14 protein-coding genes are annotated in these 18,322 nt (G+C 71.4%); 7 read left to right on the plus strand and 7 right to left on the minus strand.

What is annotated here, in order from left to right; all coding sequences use genetic code 11:
* The coding region (locus QR77_RS34880) for a hypothetical protein (RefSeq protein WP_236710940.1) at positions 1–580 on the plus strand (580 nt) is incomplete at its 5' end.
* Positions 581–610: 30 nt separating this feature from the next.
* Here the strand turns inward: QR77_RS34880 and QR77_RS34885 are convergent.
* On the minus strand, positions 611–1,624 hold the full coding sequence (locus QR77_RS34885) for an alcohol dehydrogenase catalytic domain-containing protein (protein WP_347359809.1): 1,014 nt from the start codon (positions 1,622–1,624) through the stop codon (positions 611–613).
* Positions 1,625–2,017: 393 nt separating this feature from the next.
* Here QR77_RS34885 and QR77_RS34890 point away from each other — a divergent pair, with 393 nt between their 5' ends.
* The 3 genes from QR77_RS34890 (at position 2,018) to QR77_RS34900 (ending at position 7,107) form a co-directional block, all read left to right on the plus strand.
* Positions 2,018–4,156: a SpoIIE family protein phosphatase gene (locus QR77_RS34890; RefSeq protein WP_040026013.1), complete on the plus strand. Its 2,139-nt coding sequence runs from the start codon at positions 2,018–2,020 to the stop codon at positions 4,154–4,156.
* Positions 4,157–4,356: 200 nt separating this feature from the next.
* The gene (locus tag QR77_RS34895) at positions 4,357–6,177 is read left to right on the plus strand and encodes a gamma-glutamyltransferase (RefSeq protein WP_040026015.1); all 1,821 of its coding nucleotides are present in this window, start codon (positions 4,357–4,359) and stop codon (positions 6,175–6,177) included.
* A gap of 150 nt (positions 6,178–6,327) precedes the next feature.
* Positions 6,328–7,107, plus strand: a complete 780-nt coding sequence (locus QR77_RS34900; RefSeq protein ID WP_236711201.1) for an inositol monophosphatase family protein — start codon at positions 6,328–6,330, stop codon at positions 7,105–7,107.
* A 39-nt stretch (positions 7,108–7,146) separates the two neighbouring features.
* Here QR77_RS34900 and QR77_RS34905 read toward each other — a convergent pair whose 3' ends face one another.
* The gene (locus tag QR77_RS34905; protein WP_052489288.1) at positions 7,147–7,971 is read right to left on the minus strand and encodes a nucleotidyltransferase domain-containing protein; all 825 of its coding nucleotides are present in this window, start codon (positions 7,969–7,971) and stop codon (positions 7,147–7,149) included.
* Between the two features lie 86 nt (positions 7,972–8,057).
* Between QR77_RS34905 and QR77_RS34910 the strand changes: the two genes are divergently transcribed.
* Complete coding sequence (locus tag QR77_RS34910) at positions 8,058–9,473, plus strand: NAD(P)/FAD-dependent oxidoreductase (RefSeq protein WP_040026017.1); 1,416 nt, start codon at positions 8,058–8,060, stop codon at positions 9,471–9,473.
* Positions 9,474–9,533: 60 nt separating this feature from the next.
* Here QR77_RS34910 and QR77_RS34915 read toward each other — a convergent pair whose 3' ends face one another.
* The 4 genes from QR77_RS34915 to QR77_RS34930 all read right to left on the minus strand — a co-directional run bounded on the left by QR77_RS34915 (position 9,534) and on the right by QR77_RS34930 (position 14,078).
* Positions 9,534–10,445, minus strand: coding sequence for a carbohydrate ABC transporter permease (locus QR77_RS34915; RefSeq protein ID WP_052489289.1), 912 nt, complete (start codon positions 10,443–10,445; stop codon positions 9,534–9,536).
* Positions 10,442–11,659, minus strand: coding sequence for a sugar ABC transporter permease (locus QR77_RS34920; protein WP_236710943.1), 1,218 nt, complete (start codon positions 11,657–11,659; stop codon positions 10,442–10,444). The genes QR77_RS34915 and QR77_RS34920 overlap by 4 nt, the downstream gene beginning before the upstream one ends.
* Before the next feature lie 110 nt (positions 11,660–11,769).
* Positions 11,770–13,008 (minus strand): extracellular solute-binding protein, encoded by a 1,239-nt coding sequence (locus tag QR77_RS34925; RefSeq protein WP_040026018.1) that lies wholly within the window; start codon positions 13,006–13,008, stop codon positions 11,770–11,772.
* A 20-nt stretch (positions 13,009–13,028) separates the two neighbouring features.
* Complete coding sequence (locus QR77_RS34930) at positions 13,029–14,078, minus strand: LacI family DNA-binding transcriptional regulator (RefSeq protein ID WP_052489792.1); 1,050 nt, start codon at positions 14,076–14,078, stop codon at positions 13,029–13,031.
* A gap of 244 nt (positions 14,079–14,322) precedes the next feature.
* On the opposite strand from QR77_RS34930, the gene QR77_RS34935 reads away from it, so the two are divergent.
* Positions 14,323–16,476, plus strand: a complete 2,154-nt coding sequence (locus QR77_RS34935) for a glycogen debranching N-terminal domain-containing protein (RefSeq protein ID WP_052489290.1) — start codon at positions 14,323–14,325, stop codon at positions 16,474–16,476.
* Positions 16,477–16,528: 52 nt separating this feature from the next.
* On the plus strand, positions 16,529–17,512 hold the full coding sequence (locus tag QR77_RS34940; protein ID WP_040026019.1) for an acetylxylan esterase: 984 nt from the start codon (positions 16,529–16,531) through the stop codon (positions 17,510–17,512).
* A 30-nt stretch (positions 17,513–17,542) separates the two neighbouring features.
* Here QR77_RS34940 and QR77_RS34945 read toward each other — a convergent pair whose 3' ends face one another.
* Complete coding sequence (locus QR77_RS34945; protein WP_040029188.1) at positions 17,543–18,319, minus strand: SAM-dependent methyltransferase; 777 nt, start codon at positions 18,317–18,319, stop codon at positions 17,543–17,545.
* Positions 18,320–18,322 lie beyond the last annotated feature (3 nt).

The raw sequence follows: 18,322 nt of genomic DNA on the forward strand, positions 1-18,322 counted from the left end.
CGCCGGCACCCGGCCCGGGCGCCGTCTGTGGCGCCGCCCCAGCCTCGCGATCCCGATCACCCTGGTGGTGCTGGCCGTCGCGGTCTGGTTCGCCCGCCCCTACTTCTCCGAGATGTTCGATGTGACGAGGGACAACACGGGCACCCCCGACGAACTGCACCCGAGCGCGACCCGAGGCTCCAGCGCCGCCCCCGGCCACCCGGCGGGGGCGGCCTTCGACACGTACACCAACCGCTACTGGGCCCCCGCCCAACCGGGGCCCGGCAACGGTGAGTTCATCGAATGCGACTTCGAGAAGCCGGCCCGCATGCTGAAACTGGTCGTCTTCTCGGGACGGTCGGGCAAGGAGGACGAGTTCCTCACCGAAGCCCGGCCCGCGGCGCTGAACGTCACCCTCCGGTCCGAGGACGGCAAGATCACCCGGAAGAAGATCACCCTCAAGGACAAGCCGGGCCAGCAGACGTTCGACGTACGCGGCACCGATGTCGTACGGGTGCGGCTCGCGGTCGACGGCGTCTACGGCGGAGCCGACGGCCGACGGCCGGCCATCGCGGAGGCCGAGTTCTTCGGGCGCCGCTGAGTACCCGTACGGCCGCCTTGTGGTCCCGGTCTAGAAGGTGATCACCGCGCGGCCGCCGTGCCAACGGCCACCGACCATCTCGGAGAGGGTGGCCGGCGCCTCGTCGAGGCTGATCGCGGTGATGTCCGGCATCAGGTCGTGCTGCACCGCGAAGTCGACGGTGGCCCGGGTGTCCTTGGGGGAGCCGGACGGGGAGGCCATGGTGTGCAGCCGGTTGAGGATCATGAGCTGGCTGGGCAGTTCGAGCGGCTGAGGGCCGTAACCGAGCAGTACCAGGGTGCCGTCGGGGGCCAGGCCGCCGAGCATGGCGGAGGCTGTCTCGGTGGAGGGCGTGCTGTTGATGATCAGGTCGGCGCCGAAGCCCCAGCTCTTGAGCTCGGCGGCCGGGTCTCCCTCGCTGGTCGCGATGAACCGTTCGGCACCCAGTTCCTTCGCCCGGTCCTCGCTGCGGTGCGAGCGGCCGAGTACGGCGACCCGGGCGCCCATGGCGACAGCGAACTTGATCGCCATGCCGCCGATGGCGCCGGCGCCGATCACCGCCACCCGGGAGCCCGAGGTGACGCCGGCCTTCTTCAGGCCGTTGAACGCTGTGAGTCCCGCGCACATCAGCGGGGCACCGGCGACCGGGTCGAGTTCCTGCGGCAGCGGTGTGACGAACCCTTCGCGGAAGATCGCGTACTCGGCGTAGCCGCCGTCGGTGACGATGCCGGTGATGCGCTTGTTCGGGCACAAGATCTGCTCGCCCCGCGCGCAGTAGTCGCAGCGCATGTCGGAGTCGTACAGGAATTGCGCGCCCACCGTGTCGCCCACTTCCGGCCAGGCAACTCCTTCGCCGAGCGCGACGACTGTTCCGGTCACCTCGTGGCCGGGAATGGTCGGGAAGCGGGCGAACGGGTATTCGCCGTTCACCAAGGTGACTTCCGAGTTGCACATTCCGCAGGCGATCATTTTCACGAGTATCTCGCCTGGTCCGGGTGTCGGAATGTCGCGGTCGACGAGAGTGAGGTCCGTATGCGGAGCGGAAAGTTCGGCAGCACGCATCATCGTCTCCAGGGTCAGAAGCTGGCGAGGCCGGACCCGTGGTGTGAGCCCTCCTTGCACCAGGAGAATCATCTGTGGCCTGCGTTTTCAGTGTAGGCGCGATGAAAATGCCCGTCCAAAGAACCGAAGGACGTCGCATTCTCGTTCAATTCCGTCGCGAGGTTGATCCGCGAAGCGCGCGGTCGGCAGTCGGCGCCCGGTGATCTCGATCGCGGACCTCCGCACCACGGGCACAGCACAGACGGCCCGGTCCGGAGTGCAGCGGGCCTGATCCGCGGATACCGTCGCTGTCATGGCCCCCAACAGGCGATTGGCCCGGTCGAACGGACCGGCGAGCCCGGCCGGTCACCGGAGCCGGCCGGCTCTTTCCGCGGCCCGCTCCGAGGCGACGTAGAGGTGGCCGGGCACCGGCCCGGTCGTACCGCCTCGGAACGTGCGGCGGCCGGAGCGCACCGGGTGCTGGCGCAGGTCACCACCGAGACCGGTGCCAACGTCGGAGCGCTGTATCTGCCGGTTCCGAATGAGCAGGTCATGCGCATGGCGGTGGTCTTCGGCGTATCGGCCAGGATCGCGGTGCCATGGTCCCGGGTCGCGATGGCCGCGCCCGTGCCGGTGGCCGAGGTGGCACGCCGGCGCCGTCCGGTGTGGATTCCCAGCCACGACGAGCTGGCCCGCCGCTACCCGAGGACCGGCCTCGCTCTGCCGTACCAGGTCGCCATGGGAGTGTCGCCGCTGCTCTCGGGGGGCTCCGTCAAAGGCGTGCTGCTTCTGCTGTGGCCCGGTACCCACGCGCCCGACCTGTCCCTCCAGGAGTCGGGGGAGATCGACGACGCGAGCCGGCGCATCATCCGGTTCCTGGTCCAGGCCGAGACGGACGGTGATCCGCTGCGGCCCGGGGAGGAACCGTACGCCGTGGACCTGCCCCCTTCCGGCCTCTGGGCGGATTCGGAGGCGCGGGCGGCGGCCGACCTCTCGGAGCGGCTCCGGGAGGGGTACGCCGCCCTGGATCTCGACGGCCGGATCACGTTTCTCAGCAGCAGGGCCGCCGAACTGCTCGGAACCGGTCGTCGGGAACTGATGGGGGTCCGGCCCTGGGAGATCCTGCCCTGGCTCCATGACCCCGCCTACGAGCACTGCTACCTCGCGGCCCTCTTCAGCCGTCTGCCCACCTTCTTCAACGCGATGAAGCCTCCGGACAAGTGGCTGTCCCTGGCCCTCTACCCCGACAGAACCGGGGTGAGTGTGCGCGTCACAGCGCTGGAGGGCCACCAGGGAGAACCTGAGCCGACCGTCGCGCCTCCCGTCACTCCCCACGCCAGAGCAGGCACCCTCTCGTATCTCATGCACCTGTCCGCCTCGCTGTCCGAGGCGGTGGGAGTCAAGGAGGTGACGGACGCCGTCACCGAGCAGATCATGCCCGTCATCAACGCCCAGGGACTGGCGCTGGTCGTCGCGGACGGCAGCAGGCTCCGGGTGCTCGCCACCACCGGCTTCCCCGGCGGAGCGCTGAACGACTTCAACGGCCTCCCGCTGTCCACGGACGCACCGAGCATCCGAGTGCTGGAAACCGGCACCGCCCTGTTCTACGCCGACACCCAGGAAATGCAGCGTGCCTATCCGCGGATGGCTGCCTTCTACGCGCAAAGAGCCTCTTTCGCCTATCTGCCGCTGATCGCCGGCGGCCGTACCGTCGGATGCTGTGTGCTGGGCTACGAAGAGCCGCACGCCTTTCCCCTGGACGAGCGCACCGCCCTGACCTCACTGGCCGCGATGATCGCCCAGGCACTGGAACGGGCGACCCTCTACGACACCAAGAACCAGGTGGCGCGCGGACTCCAGGCGGCGCTGCTGCCCGGTGTCCTGACCAGGATTCCCGGCCTCGACACGGCGGCCCGCTATCTTCCGGCGAGCCGGGGCATGGACATCGGCGGGGACTTCTACGACGTGCTCCGTCTCGACGAGACGACCGCCGCCGCCGTCATCGGCGATGTCCAGGGACACAACGTCAACGCCGCCGCCCTCATGGGCCAGGTACGCATCGCCGTCCACGCGTACGCCACCTCGGGCGCCCGCCCCGGAGAGGTCCTGGCCCGGACCAACCGCCTGCTCATGGACCTGCGGTCCGACCTGTTCGCGAGCTGCGTCTACGTCCAGCTCGATCTCCGCAGCGGCAGGACGCTCCTGGCCACCGCCGGCCACCCGCCTCCGCTGCTGCGCCTCGCCGATCACCGTACGGAGGTCCTGGACGTACCCCCGGGACTGCTTCTGGGCATCGAACACGACGCCGAGTACCGGACCGTCGAGACCTTCCTGCCCCCCGGCGCCGTCCTGGCGCTGTACACCGACGGCCTGGTCGAGCGGCCCGGCGTCGACCTGGGCGTGGCCATCGACGAACTCGCAGGCCAACTGGCTGCCGCGCGGCCGCACTCCCTGGACGCCCTCGCCGACACCCTGGTCGACCACGTCCGCGGGCGCAGCCCCCTCAGTGACGACGTCGCCCTCCTTCTCCTCAGCCCGGAGCACCCCGAGAGCTGAGGGCATCACCGCCGGACCACCGCGCCCGCTTCGTCCCGGAGGCCGATGCCGATCAGAAGGGGCATCGGGCGGTCGATAGGCTGCTCGAAGGTCGGACTGGCGGAGCCACAGGTCCAAACTTCCCCCAGGAATCTCCCCAGGTCGGTTTGTGTGAGCACTCAGTGTGCGTCCGCGGTATTCAAGTGACAAGGATTCAGGGCATGTTCACCACCCGTCCCACCCTCCAGGGCACCTTCGGCATGGTCTCCTCCACCCACTGGCTCGCCTCACAGTCCGCGATGGCGGTCCTGGAGGACGGCGGCAACGCGTACGACGCCGCCGTGGCCGCCGGATTTGTCCTTCATGTCGTCGAACCACACCTCAACGGCCCGGGCGGCGAAGTGCCGATCATCCTCGCGCCCGCCGGCGGCGAGGTCCAGGTGCTCTGCGGGCAGGGACCCGCCCCCGCCGGGGCCACCATCGCCCACTACCGCTCCCTCGGACTCGGACTGGTCCCCGGCACCGGGCCGCTGGCCTCCGCCGTGCCCGGCGCCTTCGACGCCTGGATGGTGCTGCTGCGCGACCACGGCACCAAGCCCCTCGCCGAGGTGCTGCGCTACGCCATCGGTTACGCGGAGGACGGCCACGCGCCCGTCGAACGGATCGGCCAGACCGTGGAGACGGTCCGCGCCCTGTTCGAGACCGAGTGGCCCTCGTCCGCCGACGTCTACCTCCCCGGCGGCAAGGCCCCCGAGCCCGGCCGGCTCTTCCGCAACCCCGCGCTCGCTGCGACCTGGCGCCGGCTGATAGCCGAGGCCGAGGAGTCCGGCGGCGCCGACCGCGTGGCCCAGATCGAGGCCGCGCGCACCGTGTGGCGCGAAGGCTTCGTCGCCCAGGCCATCGTCGCCCAGGCGGCCAGGCCCACCATGGACACCAGCGGCGAACGCCACACCGGCACCCTGACGGCCGCCGACCTGGCCGGCTGGTCGGCGGGGTACGAGGCACCCGTCACGTACGACTGGAACGGCTGGACCCTCTGCAAGGCGGGACCCTGGAGCCAGGGCCCCGCCTTCCTCCAGCAACTGGCGCTGCTGCCGTCGGCCGCCGGGGAACTGCCCGCGTACGGCTCGGCGCACTACGTCCACCTCCTCGTCGAGGGCTGCAAGCTCGCGATGGCCGACCGGGAGGCCTGGTACGGCGACGCCGACGCCGCGTCCGTCCCGCTCGACGCGCTGCTCTCCGAGCCGTACAACACCGCGCGCCGCGCGCTCATCGGCGAGCGGGCCTCGTACGAACTGCGCCCAGGCAGCCCCGAAGGACGGACCCCCGTCCTCAGCGGCCACGCCACCGCCGTCGCCGCCGGCGAGGCCGTCTTCGACGTACCCGCCGACCAGGTCGCCGGCGCCGGCGAGCCGACCGTCGCCAAGGACGGCGCGACCCGGGGCGACACCTGCCACCTCGACATCGTCGACCGCTGGGGCAACATGATCGCCGCCACCCCGAGCGGCGGCTGGCTCCAGTCCAACCCCGTCATCCCCGAGCTGGGCTTCCCGCTGGGCACCCGCCTCCAGATGGTCTGGCTGGACGAGGGACTGCCCAACTCCCTCACCCCTGGCCGCCGTCCGCGCACCACCCTCACCCCGTCGCTCGCGCTGCGCGACGGCGTACCCGTACTCGCCTTCGGCACCCCCGGCGGCGACCAGCAGGACCAGTGGCAGGTGCACTTCTTCCTGGCGCTCGCGCTGCGCGCCCCCGTCCGGGGCGGACTCGACCTCCAGGGCGCCATCGACGCCCCGAACTGGCACAACGACAGTTTCCCCGGCTCCTTCTACCCGCGCGGCATGCTGGCGGGCAGCCTCACCGTCGAGGAGGGCATGGACCCCGCCGTCATCGAGGAACTGCGCGGGCTCGGCCATGACGTCACCGTCGGCGAGCCGTGGTCCGAAGGGCGGCTGTGCGCGGTCGCCAGGGACCCGGAGACGGGCATTCTGTCGGCGGCGGCCAACCCGCGTGGCATGCAGGGTTACGCCGTAGGACGCTGAGCCGTCACCCGAGGCCCCGTTCCCGTCGTCAGCGGAGCGTGGTTGGCTGGTCGCATGATCGATGACCCCCTCAACGAGGACTCCGCGCACATCGGGGTGCCCCTCACGGGGCCCCCTGACGACCTTCTCGTCGCGTCCGTCGAGAAGGTGATGCGGGAGGCGGCCGACGCCGAGATCATGCCGCGCTACCGGCAGCTCGCCGCGCACGAGATCGCGGAGAAGGCCGGACCGCACGACCTGGTGACGGTCGCCGACAAGGCGGCGGAGGCCCACCTCACCGCCGCCCTCATGGAGCTGCTCCCCGGCTCCGTCGTGGTCGGCGAGGAGGCGGTGCACGCCGACCCGTCGGTGTACGACGCGCTGCGCGGCGACGTCCCCGTATGGATCGTCGACCCCGTCGACGGCACCCGCCAGTTCATCGCGGGGGACCCCGGGTTCTGCACGCTCGTCGCGCTCGCGCGCGGCGGCGAGCTGCTGGGGTCCTGGACGTACGCCCCGGTGCTCGGGGAGATGGCGACGGCGGTACGCGGCGGGGGAGCCCGGCTGAACGGCGCGCCGCTGCGGTCGGGCACGCCCGTGCCCGGCGCTGTGCTGCGCGTCGCCATGTCCCACCCGGACTACACCACGCCCGAGCAGAAACGCCAGTTGCTCGGCCTGCGCACGGAGGGCATCGAGGCCAGGCCCTGCGGCGCGGCGGGTCTCGAATATCTGGCCGTGGCGCGGGGCGAGCTGGACGCCGTGGCCTTCAACTGGGAGTACGCGTGGGACCACGCGGCCGGGCTGCTGCTGGTGGCGGAGGCGGGCGGTGCGCAGATGACGCTCGCGGGTGTGCCGTACCGCATCGCCGGCGGCAACGCGCTGCCGTTCACGGCGGCGCGCGACGCGGCGACGGCGCGGACCGTGCGGCTCAGGCTCCAGGACGGGTCCTGACCGGTGGGACCGCCGTCCGGTCCCGCCGTGTCAGCCGCTTCATGCCTGCTCGTCCAGCACGGCCCGTACCTCACGCACCAGTTCCGCCGCCTGTTCGACGGCCTCGGCGAGCGGGGCCCGCAGCGCCGCCGCGACCCGCTCGGCGAAGTCCGGCGGCGTGTCGGGGAGTCGGGCGGCCGCCGCCGTCGCGCCCTTCTCGTTGACGCACCACACCCGGTGGTGCGCCAGCAGCGCCTGGGCGAGCACCCCGAACGCGAACGACAGGGACAGCGACACATGCAGCGCGTCGTCCCCGCGCACGGACTTGCGGGCCCCCAGCACGACGAATTCGGCGGCGAACGCCCTCTCCGCGATCGCGGCGCGCAGCGGCTCCGGATAGCTGATCGCCTCCCGCAGCGCCGTCAACTCGCCGCCGGGATCGGCCAGTACGCGGCAGAGCGCCACCTCTCCCGGGTAGGCGGGAGACCAGAACCCCAGCGGGTGGCCGATCTGCGTCCCCACCTCGAACCGGCCCTCGGCGCACTCCGCCCAGACCCGCTCAACCCGGTCCAGATCCCGCAGGATCCAGTCGACGGCGACCCCGTCCACGGTCAGCCAGGCGCCGCCGTTCACCCAGGGACCCCAGCCGCCGGGCCCCGCGACCTGGACAGGGACGCCGGTCAGCTCGGTCGCCAGCGCGGCCAGCGCCGGGGTGTCCACCTCGCCCCGGTAGTAGATCCCGAGGTCCCAGTCGGAATCGGGCCGTTCGGCGCCCCGCGCGCGGCTGCCGCCGAGTGCCACGGCACGTACCCCCGCCACGCCGGTGAGCCGGTCCGCCATCACGGTGATGGTCCGCTCCCGGGCCGCGTCCTGTGTCTCGTTCATGGGCGCGGACAATACCCGCGCCACCGCTGTCGGTGCCCGGGAATATCCTGGGGCCTCTGGCCATCGGCTGACGAAGGAGTCCGAAGGTGCCGTCGATGCTCGATGCAGTCGTCGTGGGGGCGGGACCCAACGGGCTGACCGCCGCCGTCGAACTGGCCAGGCGGGGATTCTCCGTTGCCGTCTTCGAGGCCAGGGACACCGTGGGCGGGGGTGCCAGGACCGAGGAGCTGACGCTCCCCGGCTTCCGCCACGACCCGTGTTCCGCCGTGCACCCGCTGGGTGCCGGGTCACCGGTCTTCGGGACGATGCCCCTCGCCCGGTACGGACTTGAGTGGCTGCACCCCGAACTCCCCATGGCCCATCCCTTCGACGACGGTACGGCAGCGGTGCTGTCCCGCTCGGTCGCCGAGACGGCGGCCTCGTTGGGACCGCGCGACGCCGGTACGTACCGCCGTCTCGTCGCGCCCTTCCTCGGCAAGTGGGACACCCTCGCCAGGGACTTCATGTCGCTGCCGCCGGTCTCGCTGCCCCGCGACCCCGTCACGCTGGCCCGCTTCGGCCTCGCCGGGCTGCCGCCGTACACCTGGCTCATGCGCCGCTTCCGTGACGACCGCGCGCGGGCGCTGCTCGCCGGGGCCGTGGCCCACTCCATCGCCCCGCTGAGCGGGCCCGTCACCGGCGGCCTCGGCCTGATGTTCGCGCTCGCCGCGCACGCGGGCGGCTGGCCACTGCCGCGCGGCGGCTCCCAGTCGATCTCCGACGCCCTCGCCGGCTACCTCGCCGACCTGGGCGGCGCGATCCACACCGGATACGAGGTCAAGCGCCTCGACGACCTGCCGCCGGCCCGTGCGTACGTCTTCGACACCTCGCCGACCGCCCTCGCCAGGATCGCCGGACTCGGCAGGGCGTACGACGGATACCGCTACGGGGCGGGTGTCTTCAAGATCGATTACGCGCTCGACGGGCCCGTGCCCTGGACGGCGGACGAGCCCCGCAGGGCCGGCACCGTCCAGATCGGCCCCAGCAGCCGTGAGATCGGTGCCGCGCTGCGCCAGGCGTCGGGCGGCCAGGCACCGGCGACGCCCTTCCTGCTCACGGCGCAGCCCAGCCTGGTCGACGCGTCCAGGGCGCCCGAGGGCAAGCATGTGTTCTGGGCGTACGGGCATGTCCCGCACGCCTGGGACGGCGATCTGACCGAAGCGATCGAGCGGCAGATCGAGCGCTTCGCGCCCGGCTTCAGGGACCGGGTGCTGGCCAGGGCCACCGCGGGGCCGCCGGAGCTGGCGGCGCGCAACGCGAACTACGTGGGAGGGGACATCGCCTGCGGCTCCGTCGCCGGGCTCCGGCTGCTGCTGCGCCCCAAGCTGTCCCTCTCCCCGTACTCCACCCCGCACCCGGCCGTCTTCCTCTGCTCGTCGGCGACCCCGCCGGGCCCCGGGGTGCACGGCATGTCGGGGCACAACGCGGCGAAGGCGGTCTGGCGGCGGCTGCGGGCGAACTGACGGGCGCTCAGGTCCGTACCCGGTCTGCCACCCGCTCCGCCGCCCGGTCCGTACCGCTGGTCACTGCTTGACCGCTCCCGAGTTGGCGCTGCGCACGAAGTGCCGCTGGAAGACGAAGAAGAGCGCGGCGACGGGGATGGTCGCGAGCAGCGCCGCCGTCAGCTTGAGCGGATACTGCGTGCCCGCGCTCAGGCTGCCGGAGACGAAGTGGGCCAGCCCGGTGGTGAGCGTCTCGTACTGCGGGGACTGGGTGGCCACCAGGAAGTGCGTGAACTCGTTCCAGGACCCCTGGAAGGAGAGGATGGTCAGGGTGATCAGGGCGGGCCTGGCCATCGGCAGCACGACGGACCAGAAGGTACGGAAGACACCCGCGCCGTCGATGCGCGCGGCCTCCTCCACCTCCCTGGGGACCGAGACGAAGAACTGCCGCATGATGAACACGCCCGCCGCGTCCACCAGCAGCGGGATGATCATGCCGGCGTAGCTGTCGAAGAGCCCGAGCTGGTTGAGGACGAGGAACTTCGGGATCAGCAGCACCACGCCCGGCACGGCCATCACGGTGAGCAGACCGTTGAAGAGCAGATTGCGGCCCCGGAAGTCGAGGCGCGCCAGCGCGTAGCCGGCCAGCGAGTCGAAGAAGACGCGGCCGGCGGTGATGAAGACCGTGACCAGGACCGAGTTCGCGAGCCAGCGGGTGAAGGGCACCGAGTCGTCCATGGAACCGAGTCCGAACAGCCGCCGGTAGGAGTCCAGCGAGAACGGGTTCGGCAGCAGGGACAGCGGGTGGGCTGCGGCGTCCGGGTCGGTCTTGAAGGAGGTGACGATCTGGATGACGAACGGCAGTACGTACAGCAGGCCGACCGCGGCGAGCACGACGTAGAGGATGGTGAGCTGCAAGCGGCGTCCGGTCCTGTGCCGGGCGGCCGTGCCGGTGCCGGAGCCCCGGGTGTGCGTGGGGGTGTGCGTGGTCATGACGTCCTCCTGCGGAGCGACCGGACGAGCCGGGCCGGTTTGTCGCGGTCGCGCAGCAGCACCCGCTGGACCAGGGTCATCACCACGATGATCGCCAGCAGGATGAAGGCGATCGCCGCGGCCCTGCCGTACGAGGAGTCCTGGAAGCCGGCGGTGTACGACAGGAAGGCCGGGGTGAGCGTGGTGTTGGCGGGGGCGCCCTGGCTCATCACGTAGACGGCGTCGAACACCTGCCAGGACCCGATGAGCCCGAGGGTCAGGACGAGGAACAGCACCGGCCTGATGGCGGGCAGGGTGACATGCCGGAACGACTGCCAGCGGCCGGCGCCGTCCAGGGTGGCGGCCTCCTCCAGCTCGACTGGCACGTCCTGGAGGGCGGCGAGGAAGATCAGCATGTAGGTGCCCGACGTGGTCCACACGGCCAGCAGGATGATCGTGCACATCGCGATGGACGGGCCGGAGAGCCAGTCCCACCAGGACAGTCCGAGGAAGCCGTGCGAGGCCAGCGCGCCCACGGGCCGGTCGGGGTCGACGATGCCGACGGCGCCCAGGATCGTCCAGACGAGGCCGTGCGCGTCGGTGAACCACTTGGGCCCCTTGAGACCGACCCACTTCAGCAGGGCGTTGACCGCGCCGCTGCCCTGGAAGAGGAAGAGGAAGACGGTGGAGATGGCGATGGAGCTGGTGACCGAGGGGAAGTAGAAGATGGTCCGCAGCAGCCCCTTGCCCTTGACCCGGCGGCTGTTGACGGCGGTGGCCAGCGCCAGGGACAGCACGGTCTGGAGCGGCACGACCAGCAGCACGTAGTACAGGTTGTTGCGTACGGAGGTCATGAACTGCGTGCGGTCGAGGCCGTCCTTGGTCAGTACGTCCGCGTAGTTGCGCACGCCCACGAAGTCGGCCGCCGAGGTGAAGGGGTTGGACTGGCCGTTCCAGTTCAGCAGGCTGACCCAGAGGGCCATGCCTATGGGCACCAGCAGGAACAGTCCGAGGACGACCACCATCGGGCTGACGAAGAGCCAGCCCCAGAGGCCCTGCCGGCCCTTGATACCGGACCTGCGGGACCTGCCGAACCCGCCGGGCTTACCGGTCCCGCCCGGCCCGCGCCGCCCGGGAGCGTCACGGGGGCCGGGGAGCCCGTCACCGCCCCCACCGTCCCCGCCGGCCGGTGCCACGGTCGGCGCGGCGCCGCTGCCGCTGCCGTACTGGCTCATGTCCACTTTCCTTCTCTCCTCTTCGCTTCCTCCCCCGCGCCCGCCGGTCCCCGGGGGCCCCGGCGGGCGTTCGTACGGTGAGCGCGCCGCTCGCTGTCGCGGTGGCGCGGTCAGTTACCGCCGGCAAGCACCTGCTCGCCGTTGCGTTGCAGGTCGGACAGGATCTTCTGGGGATCGGCCGTCGCGAGACCGGCCAGGTCGCTGTCGAACTGCGTCAGCACCTTGGTGAATCCGGGAAGGGTCACAGGGCCCTGGGCGAAGGTGGTCCCGTCGGCGAACACCTTGTCCTGCGGGGCCTCCTTCTCGAAGGTGGCCAGCGCGCTGGTCCTGGACGGCAGGACCCCGTAGGCCTTCGCGAAGGTCACCTGCTGCTCGGCCGCTGTGAACGCCTCGACCAGCGAGAGCGCCGCCTCGTGGTGGGCGCTCTTGTTGGCTATGCCCCAGCAGGTGCTGAACGACAGGGTGCCCTTGCCGGCCGGGCCCTGCGGCAGCGGTACGACCTTGTAGCCGACCTTCGGGTAGTCCGTGGACATCGCGCCGGTCAGCCAGTTGCCCTCGATGGTCATGGCGGCCTTGCCCGTGCCGAGCGCCTCGCCGCCCCAGCCGGTGTCGACCTGCTTCGGGAACTTGAGCACGCCCGCCTTGAGGAGCTTCTTCACATAGGTGAGCGCCTTGACGTTGGCGGCGCTGTCCGCCGTCACCTTGCTCTGGTCGGCGTTGGTGACCCAGCCGCCGGCCTGCCGCATGAAGGCGCCGAGTTCGTTGTACGAGCTGTCCACGACCAGGCCGCTGACCTTGCCCTTGGTCAGCTTGGTGGCGGTCTTCTCCAGGTCGTCCCACGACGTGGGGTAGTCGGCCTCGGTGAGTCCGGCCTTCTTCCACATGTCGGTGTTGATCGCCAGCGCCAGGGTGGAGCTGTCCTTGGGCGCGCAGACGAACTTGCCGTTGTAGCTGAAGGATTCGCGCAGGGCGGGGGAGAAGTCGGCCTTCGACGGGAGCTTGTCGCCGTACGCGTAGAGCGAGTTGCCCTTGGCGTAGTTGGCGAAGACCGAGGAGCCGACGTAGAAGACGTCCGGCGGCTTGCCGCCCGCCAGCGCCTGCCCGAGCTGCTGGTCGATGTTCTGCGCGGGAGTCACCGTCACGGTGTTGCCGGTCTTCTTCTCCCAGGCACTGGCCGCCGCCTTCACGGCGTTGGTCTCGGCGTCACCGGAGGACCCGATCATCACGGTGAGGTGCTGCTTGCCGGTGCTCTCCTGCTTCGCGCTGCTGTCACTGCCGAATCCGGAGGAACACCCGGCAAGCAGGAACACACCGCACACGGCGGCAGTCGCGGCTCTGCGTACTGTCATCTTCTTCCACTCTCCAGGGCTTACAACGCCCGCGGTGTGTCCGCGGGTGCTCGATCAGGGACGGGCCTGCCGTCGGGGGCGAGTACGGTGGCCGAGCTCTCCCGCACGATCAGTTCGGGCGTCAGCAGCACCCGTTCCGGTGCGGCGTCGGGGTTCTTTATGCGGGACATGAGCAGCCGGGTGCATGCCCTGCCGACCTCCTCCAGCGGCTGGTGCACACTGCTGAGGCTCGGCGAGAGCAGGGCGGCGGCGAGGGAGTCGTCGAAGCCGGTCACAGCGACATCGGTGCCCGGGCTCAGACCGCTGTCCCGCAGCGCCCGGTAGCAGCCGAGTGCCAGTGTGTCGCTGGCCGCCACCACGGCTGTCACGCGTGACAGCACCTTGCCGACGGCGTCCCGCGCCGCGTCCACCTCGTTCAGGCTCGACACCCGCAGGTCGCGTACGGGCAGACCGTGCCGCCTCATCGCCTCCCGCCAGCCGCGGGCCCGGTCGTCACCCGACCCCGAGCCGCGCGGCCAGCCGAGAAAGGCGATCTTGCGGTGGCCGGCGGCGACCAGGTGGTCCACGGCGGCGGCGGTCCCGTGCGCGCCGTCCACATCGACCCAGTCACCGGTCTCGCGCGCCGACCAGGACCGGCCGAACGCCACGTACGGTACGCCGTGTTTCTGCAGCCAGGCCGGTCTGGGGTCGCCCCGGTAGGTGTTGCTCAGCACGAACGCGTCGACCGAGTGCTCCCGCAGTAATTCGTCGTACCGGTCGGCCTCGTCCTCGACGCCGACCGGCGCCGCGAACAGCAGGACGCGGTAGCCCGCCTGGTCGGCGGAGTCGGACAGCGCGTGCAGGAAACCGTCCAGCACGGTGGTCGACAGCCCGCTCCTGGCGGGCTGGACGCCGTACCCGATGAGCCGGCTGGAGCGGGTACGCAGGGAGCGGGCCGCCTGGTGGGGCCGGTAGTCCAGCTCCGCGACCGCCTCCCGAACGCGCTCCAGGGTCCTGGGCGCGAGCAGGTCCGGCGAGTTCAGCGCGTTCGACACCGTCTGCGTGGACACTCCGGCGCGCTGCGCGACCATGGCGAGCGTGACCGGTCCGTCCTTGCGTCCGCCTGGCGGGGTCGTACGTGCCACCGAGGGCCTCCGAGGTTCCGTGCACGGCACCGGCCGAAATGCGGCGCCGCATCTGCAATGGATCGATAAAACTCTCTTTAATGCCAGCTTGGCAAGGGCTAAGGTGATTTTGGATCGATCCAATCCGTCGATCAAGAAACCGATCACGCACTGATCCCAGCCACCATCCGCACGACGAGAGGCCCACACTGTGAACACGGTCGTCCAGGGGCAGCACGCCGGTGACCAGCCGGCGGCCGGCCCCGGCACCGGGGGACTCCAGCCCTTCCTGCATGACACCTGCACCACGGTCTACGCCCCGAGCCTGGCGCTCTCACGCCCGGACGGGGACATCGCCGCAGGGGCCGACGGCTTCTACCACGCGGACCGCCGGATGCTCTCCGCGCTCACGTTCCACGTACGGGACGTCCCGCTGGCACCGGTCAGCCGCACCCTCCAGGCCGCCGACAGGACCGCCTTCCGCGCGGTCCTGCGCGGCGTCGGCGAGGACACCGCCGACCCGGCCGTCACACTGCGCCGCACCCGCTCGCTCACCCCCGGTGTGCTGCGCGAGGAGCTGGAGATCACCAATGCGGGACACCAGAGGGTGCGGCTCGAAGCGGTGCTCACCGCACGGGCCGACCTCACCGGAATGAACGACGTCAAGCAGGGCCGCTCGCGTCCCGCGCTGCCCGCGCGCGCCGAGGACGGCGGCCTGGCCTGGACCGACGGCGACGTGAGCGTACGGCTGCGCCCGGCCGCCGGCTCCGCCGCCTCCGGAACCCCGCACGCCGACGCGGCCGACGGCACCCTGCGCTACGACGTGGACCTGCCGGCCGGCTCCACCTGGCGCGCCGCCGTCGAATGCGTCGTCAGCGGCAGCGAACCCGACCTGTTCCCGGCCGTCGCACCCGAAGCCGTCCCCTGGTCGACGCCCCGCCTGCGCTCCGCCGACCGCCGCCTCGACCGGCTGCTGCGCCGCGCGGTCGGCGACCTCGAACGGCTGCTGCTGTCCGACCCGGGCAGCGACCCGAAGGGACCCGACGACCTGTTCCTGGCCGCCGGATCACCGTGGTTCCTCACTCTGTTCGGCAGGGACGCGCTGTGGAGCGCCCGTATGCTGCTGCCGCTCGGCACCGAGCTGGCCGCAGGGACCCTGCGTACGCTCGCCCGCCGCCAGGGCACCCGTGTCGACCCGGAGACCGAGGAGCAGCCGGGGAAGATCCTCCACGAGGTACGCCGTGCGGCCCGCGGGCCGCACGAGAGCACCGCGCTTCCGCCGGTCTACTACGGCACCGTCGACGCCACCCCGCTCTGGGTGATCCTGCTGCACGACGCCTGGCGCTGGGGCATGGACACCGGGGAGGTCGCCGAACTCCTGCCGCACGCCGAAGCCGCCCTCGACTGGCTCGCCACCTACGGCGACGCCGACGGCGACGGCCTCCTCGAATACATCGACACCACCGGACGCGGCCTCGCCAACCAGGGCTGGAAGGACTCCGGCGACTCCATCCGCTGGCGCGACGGTCGGCTCGCCAAGGCACCGATAGCGCTGTGCGAGGTTCAGGCGTACGGCTACGAGGCCGCCATGGCCGGTGCCGCACTGCTGCGCGCCTTCGGGCGGCCCGGCGCCGAGCGCTGGGAGGAGTGGGCCGGCCGGCTGCGCCGCCGCTTCAGGGAGAGCTTCTGGACGCGGGACGAGCGGGGCCCGTACCCGGCCGTGGCCCTCGACGCCGACAAACGGCCGGTCGACTCCGTCACCTCCGGCTTCGGCCACCTGCTCGGCACCGGTCTCCTCGACCCGGACGAGAGCGCCCTGCTCGCCGCCCGGATCGCCGGACCCGAACTCGACTCCGGCTTCGGACTGCGCACCCTGAGCACCGACTCCACCGGCTTCAACCCGCTGGGCTACCACATCGGTTCGATCTGGCCGCACGACACCGCCATCGCCGTCCACGGTCTGGTGAGGGCCGGATTCCCGCAGGAGGCCGCCTCGCTCGCCGAGGGGCTGATCGCCGCCTCGGAGACCTTCGAGGGCCGGCTGCCCGAACTGTTCGCCGGACACGGCTCAGGACAGGACGCCGACCCCGCGCCCTACCCCGCCGCCTGCCGCCCGCAGGCGTGGTCCGCCGCCTCCGCCGTCCTGCTGCTGTCGGCCGCCCTCGGCCTGGAGGCCGACGTACCCGGCGGCACACTGAGCCTGTCCCCGCTCGCCGCGGGCTCCATCGGTCCGCTGGAGCTGACCGGACTCCGGGCCGCGGGCGCTCCGCTGGCCGTACGGCTCGACGCCACCGGCCGGGCCGGCGTCGAAGCGCCGGACAGCCTCACCGTCCGGGGCGCCGACCGTACCGGCGACCCTGCCTGACCCCGCCCGCCACCCGGCATCACCAGGCACCACCGAGAGACGAGAACCCCTCATGCCCCTGATGGACCTGCCCCTGGAGGAGCTGCGCGGCTACCTCCCCGTACGCGAGGAGCCGGACGACTTCGACACGTTCTGGCGCGACACCCTCGCCGAGGCCCGCACCCACGACGAGCCGCCCACCTTCACGCCGTACGACGCCTGCCTGACCGAGGTGGACGTCTTCGACGTGCGCTTCCCGGGCTTCGGCGGCGACCCGGTGGCCGGCTGGCTCCTCGTCCCCGCCTCGGCGACCGGCCCCGTGCCGTGCGTGGTGGGGTTCCTCGGCTACGGCGGCGGGCGCGGATTCCCGTACGAGTGGCTGACCTGGCCCACCGCCGGCTACGCGCACCTGCTGATGGACACCCGCGGCCAGGGCGGTTCGCTCCAGCCGGGCGCCACCGGCGACCCGCACGGCAGCGGCGGCTCCTCCTCGCCCGGCATGGTCACGCGCGGCATCGAGCGCCCGGAGGACTACTACTACCGCCGGGTCTTCACCGACGCCGTACGCGCGGTGGACGCCGCCAGGAGCCACCCCTCCGTCGACCCGGACCGGGTGGTCGTCGCCGGGGGCAGCCAGGGCGGCGGTATCGCGCTGGCCGCCGCCGCACTGAGCGACGGCGTGCGGGCCGCCCTGGTCAACCAGCCCTCGCTGTGCCACTACCGGCGTGCCCTCCAGGTGGTCGAGGGCAACGCGTACCGCGAGATCTGGACGTATCTGCGCACCCACCGCGACAGCGCCGAGCAGGTCTTCCGGACCCTCTCCTACTTCGACGGCGTCAACTTCGCGTCCCGGGCCGAGGCCCCCGTGCTGTTCTCCGTGGCGCTGATGGACGACATCTGCCCGCCGTCCACCGTCTTCGCGGCCTACAACCACTGGGCCGGACCGAAGGACATCCGGGTGTGGCCGTGGAACCGGCACGAGGGCGGCGGCTACTTCCAGGATCTGGAGCAACTGCGCTTCCTGCGGGGGCTGTCCGACCTCCGCCCCGCCGAGTGAGCCGGCCGGGACCGGCTCAAGGCAGGTAGCTCAGGGCAGGTAGCCGATACCGGCGTAACCGGTGGCCGTCCACCCGGGCTCGGCCGGGTCCTCGTCGTACCACCGGGTGATCAGTCCGGCATCGCCGAGGTCGAGCCCCTCGAAGAACCGCTCGACCTCGGCGCGGGTACGCGGGCGGAGGTTGATGCCGCTCGCCCGGTACTCGGCGGTCTTGTTCTGCTCCTCCGACAGGAAGTCGGTGGTGAGGTGGGTGAGCACCAGACAACTGCCGCTGGGCAGCGCGCCGAGGAGGGTGGCGGCGATACCGTACGGGTCGTCCTCGTCGGGGATGAAGTGCATCAGCGCGATGAGGGACAGCGCGATGGGCCTGCTGAAGTCCAGCAGTGTGCGCGCGTGGTCGAGGATCTTCTCCGGCTCGCGGACATCGGCCTGGATGTAGTCGGTCGCCCCTTCGGGCGTGCTGATCAGCAGCGCCTCGGCGTGCCGCATCACGATGGGATCGTTGTCCACATAGACGACCCGGGCCTTGGGGTTGATGGCCTGGACGATCTGGTGGAGGTTCGGTTCGGTGGGTATGCCGGTGCCGATGTCGAGGAACTGGTCCACACCGTCGTGGGCCACCTTGGCGACGGCCTTCTGCATCAGCACCCGGTTGCTCCGGGCGCCCTGCCGCGCCTCGATCGGCATCCGGTCGCCGACCGCCTGGTCGACGGGGTAGTTGTCCTTGCCGCCCAGCAGGTAGTCGTAGATGCGCGCCGGGTGCGGCTTGCTGGTGTCGACCTGGGGCTTGGGCCTGCCTGCCGTCATGCT

Source organism: Streptomyces sp. 150FB (genome assembly GCF_000818195.1).
Classification (GTDB): Bacteria; Actinomycetota; Actinomycetes; order Streptomycetales; family Streptomycetaceae; genus Streptomyces.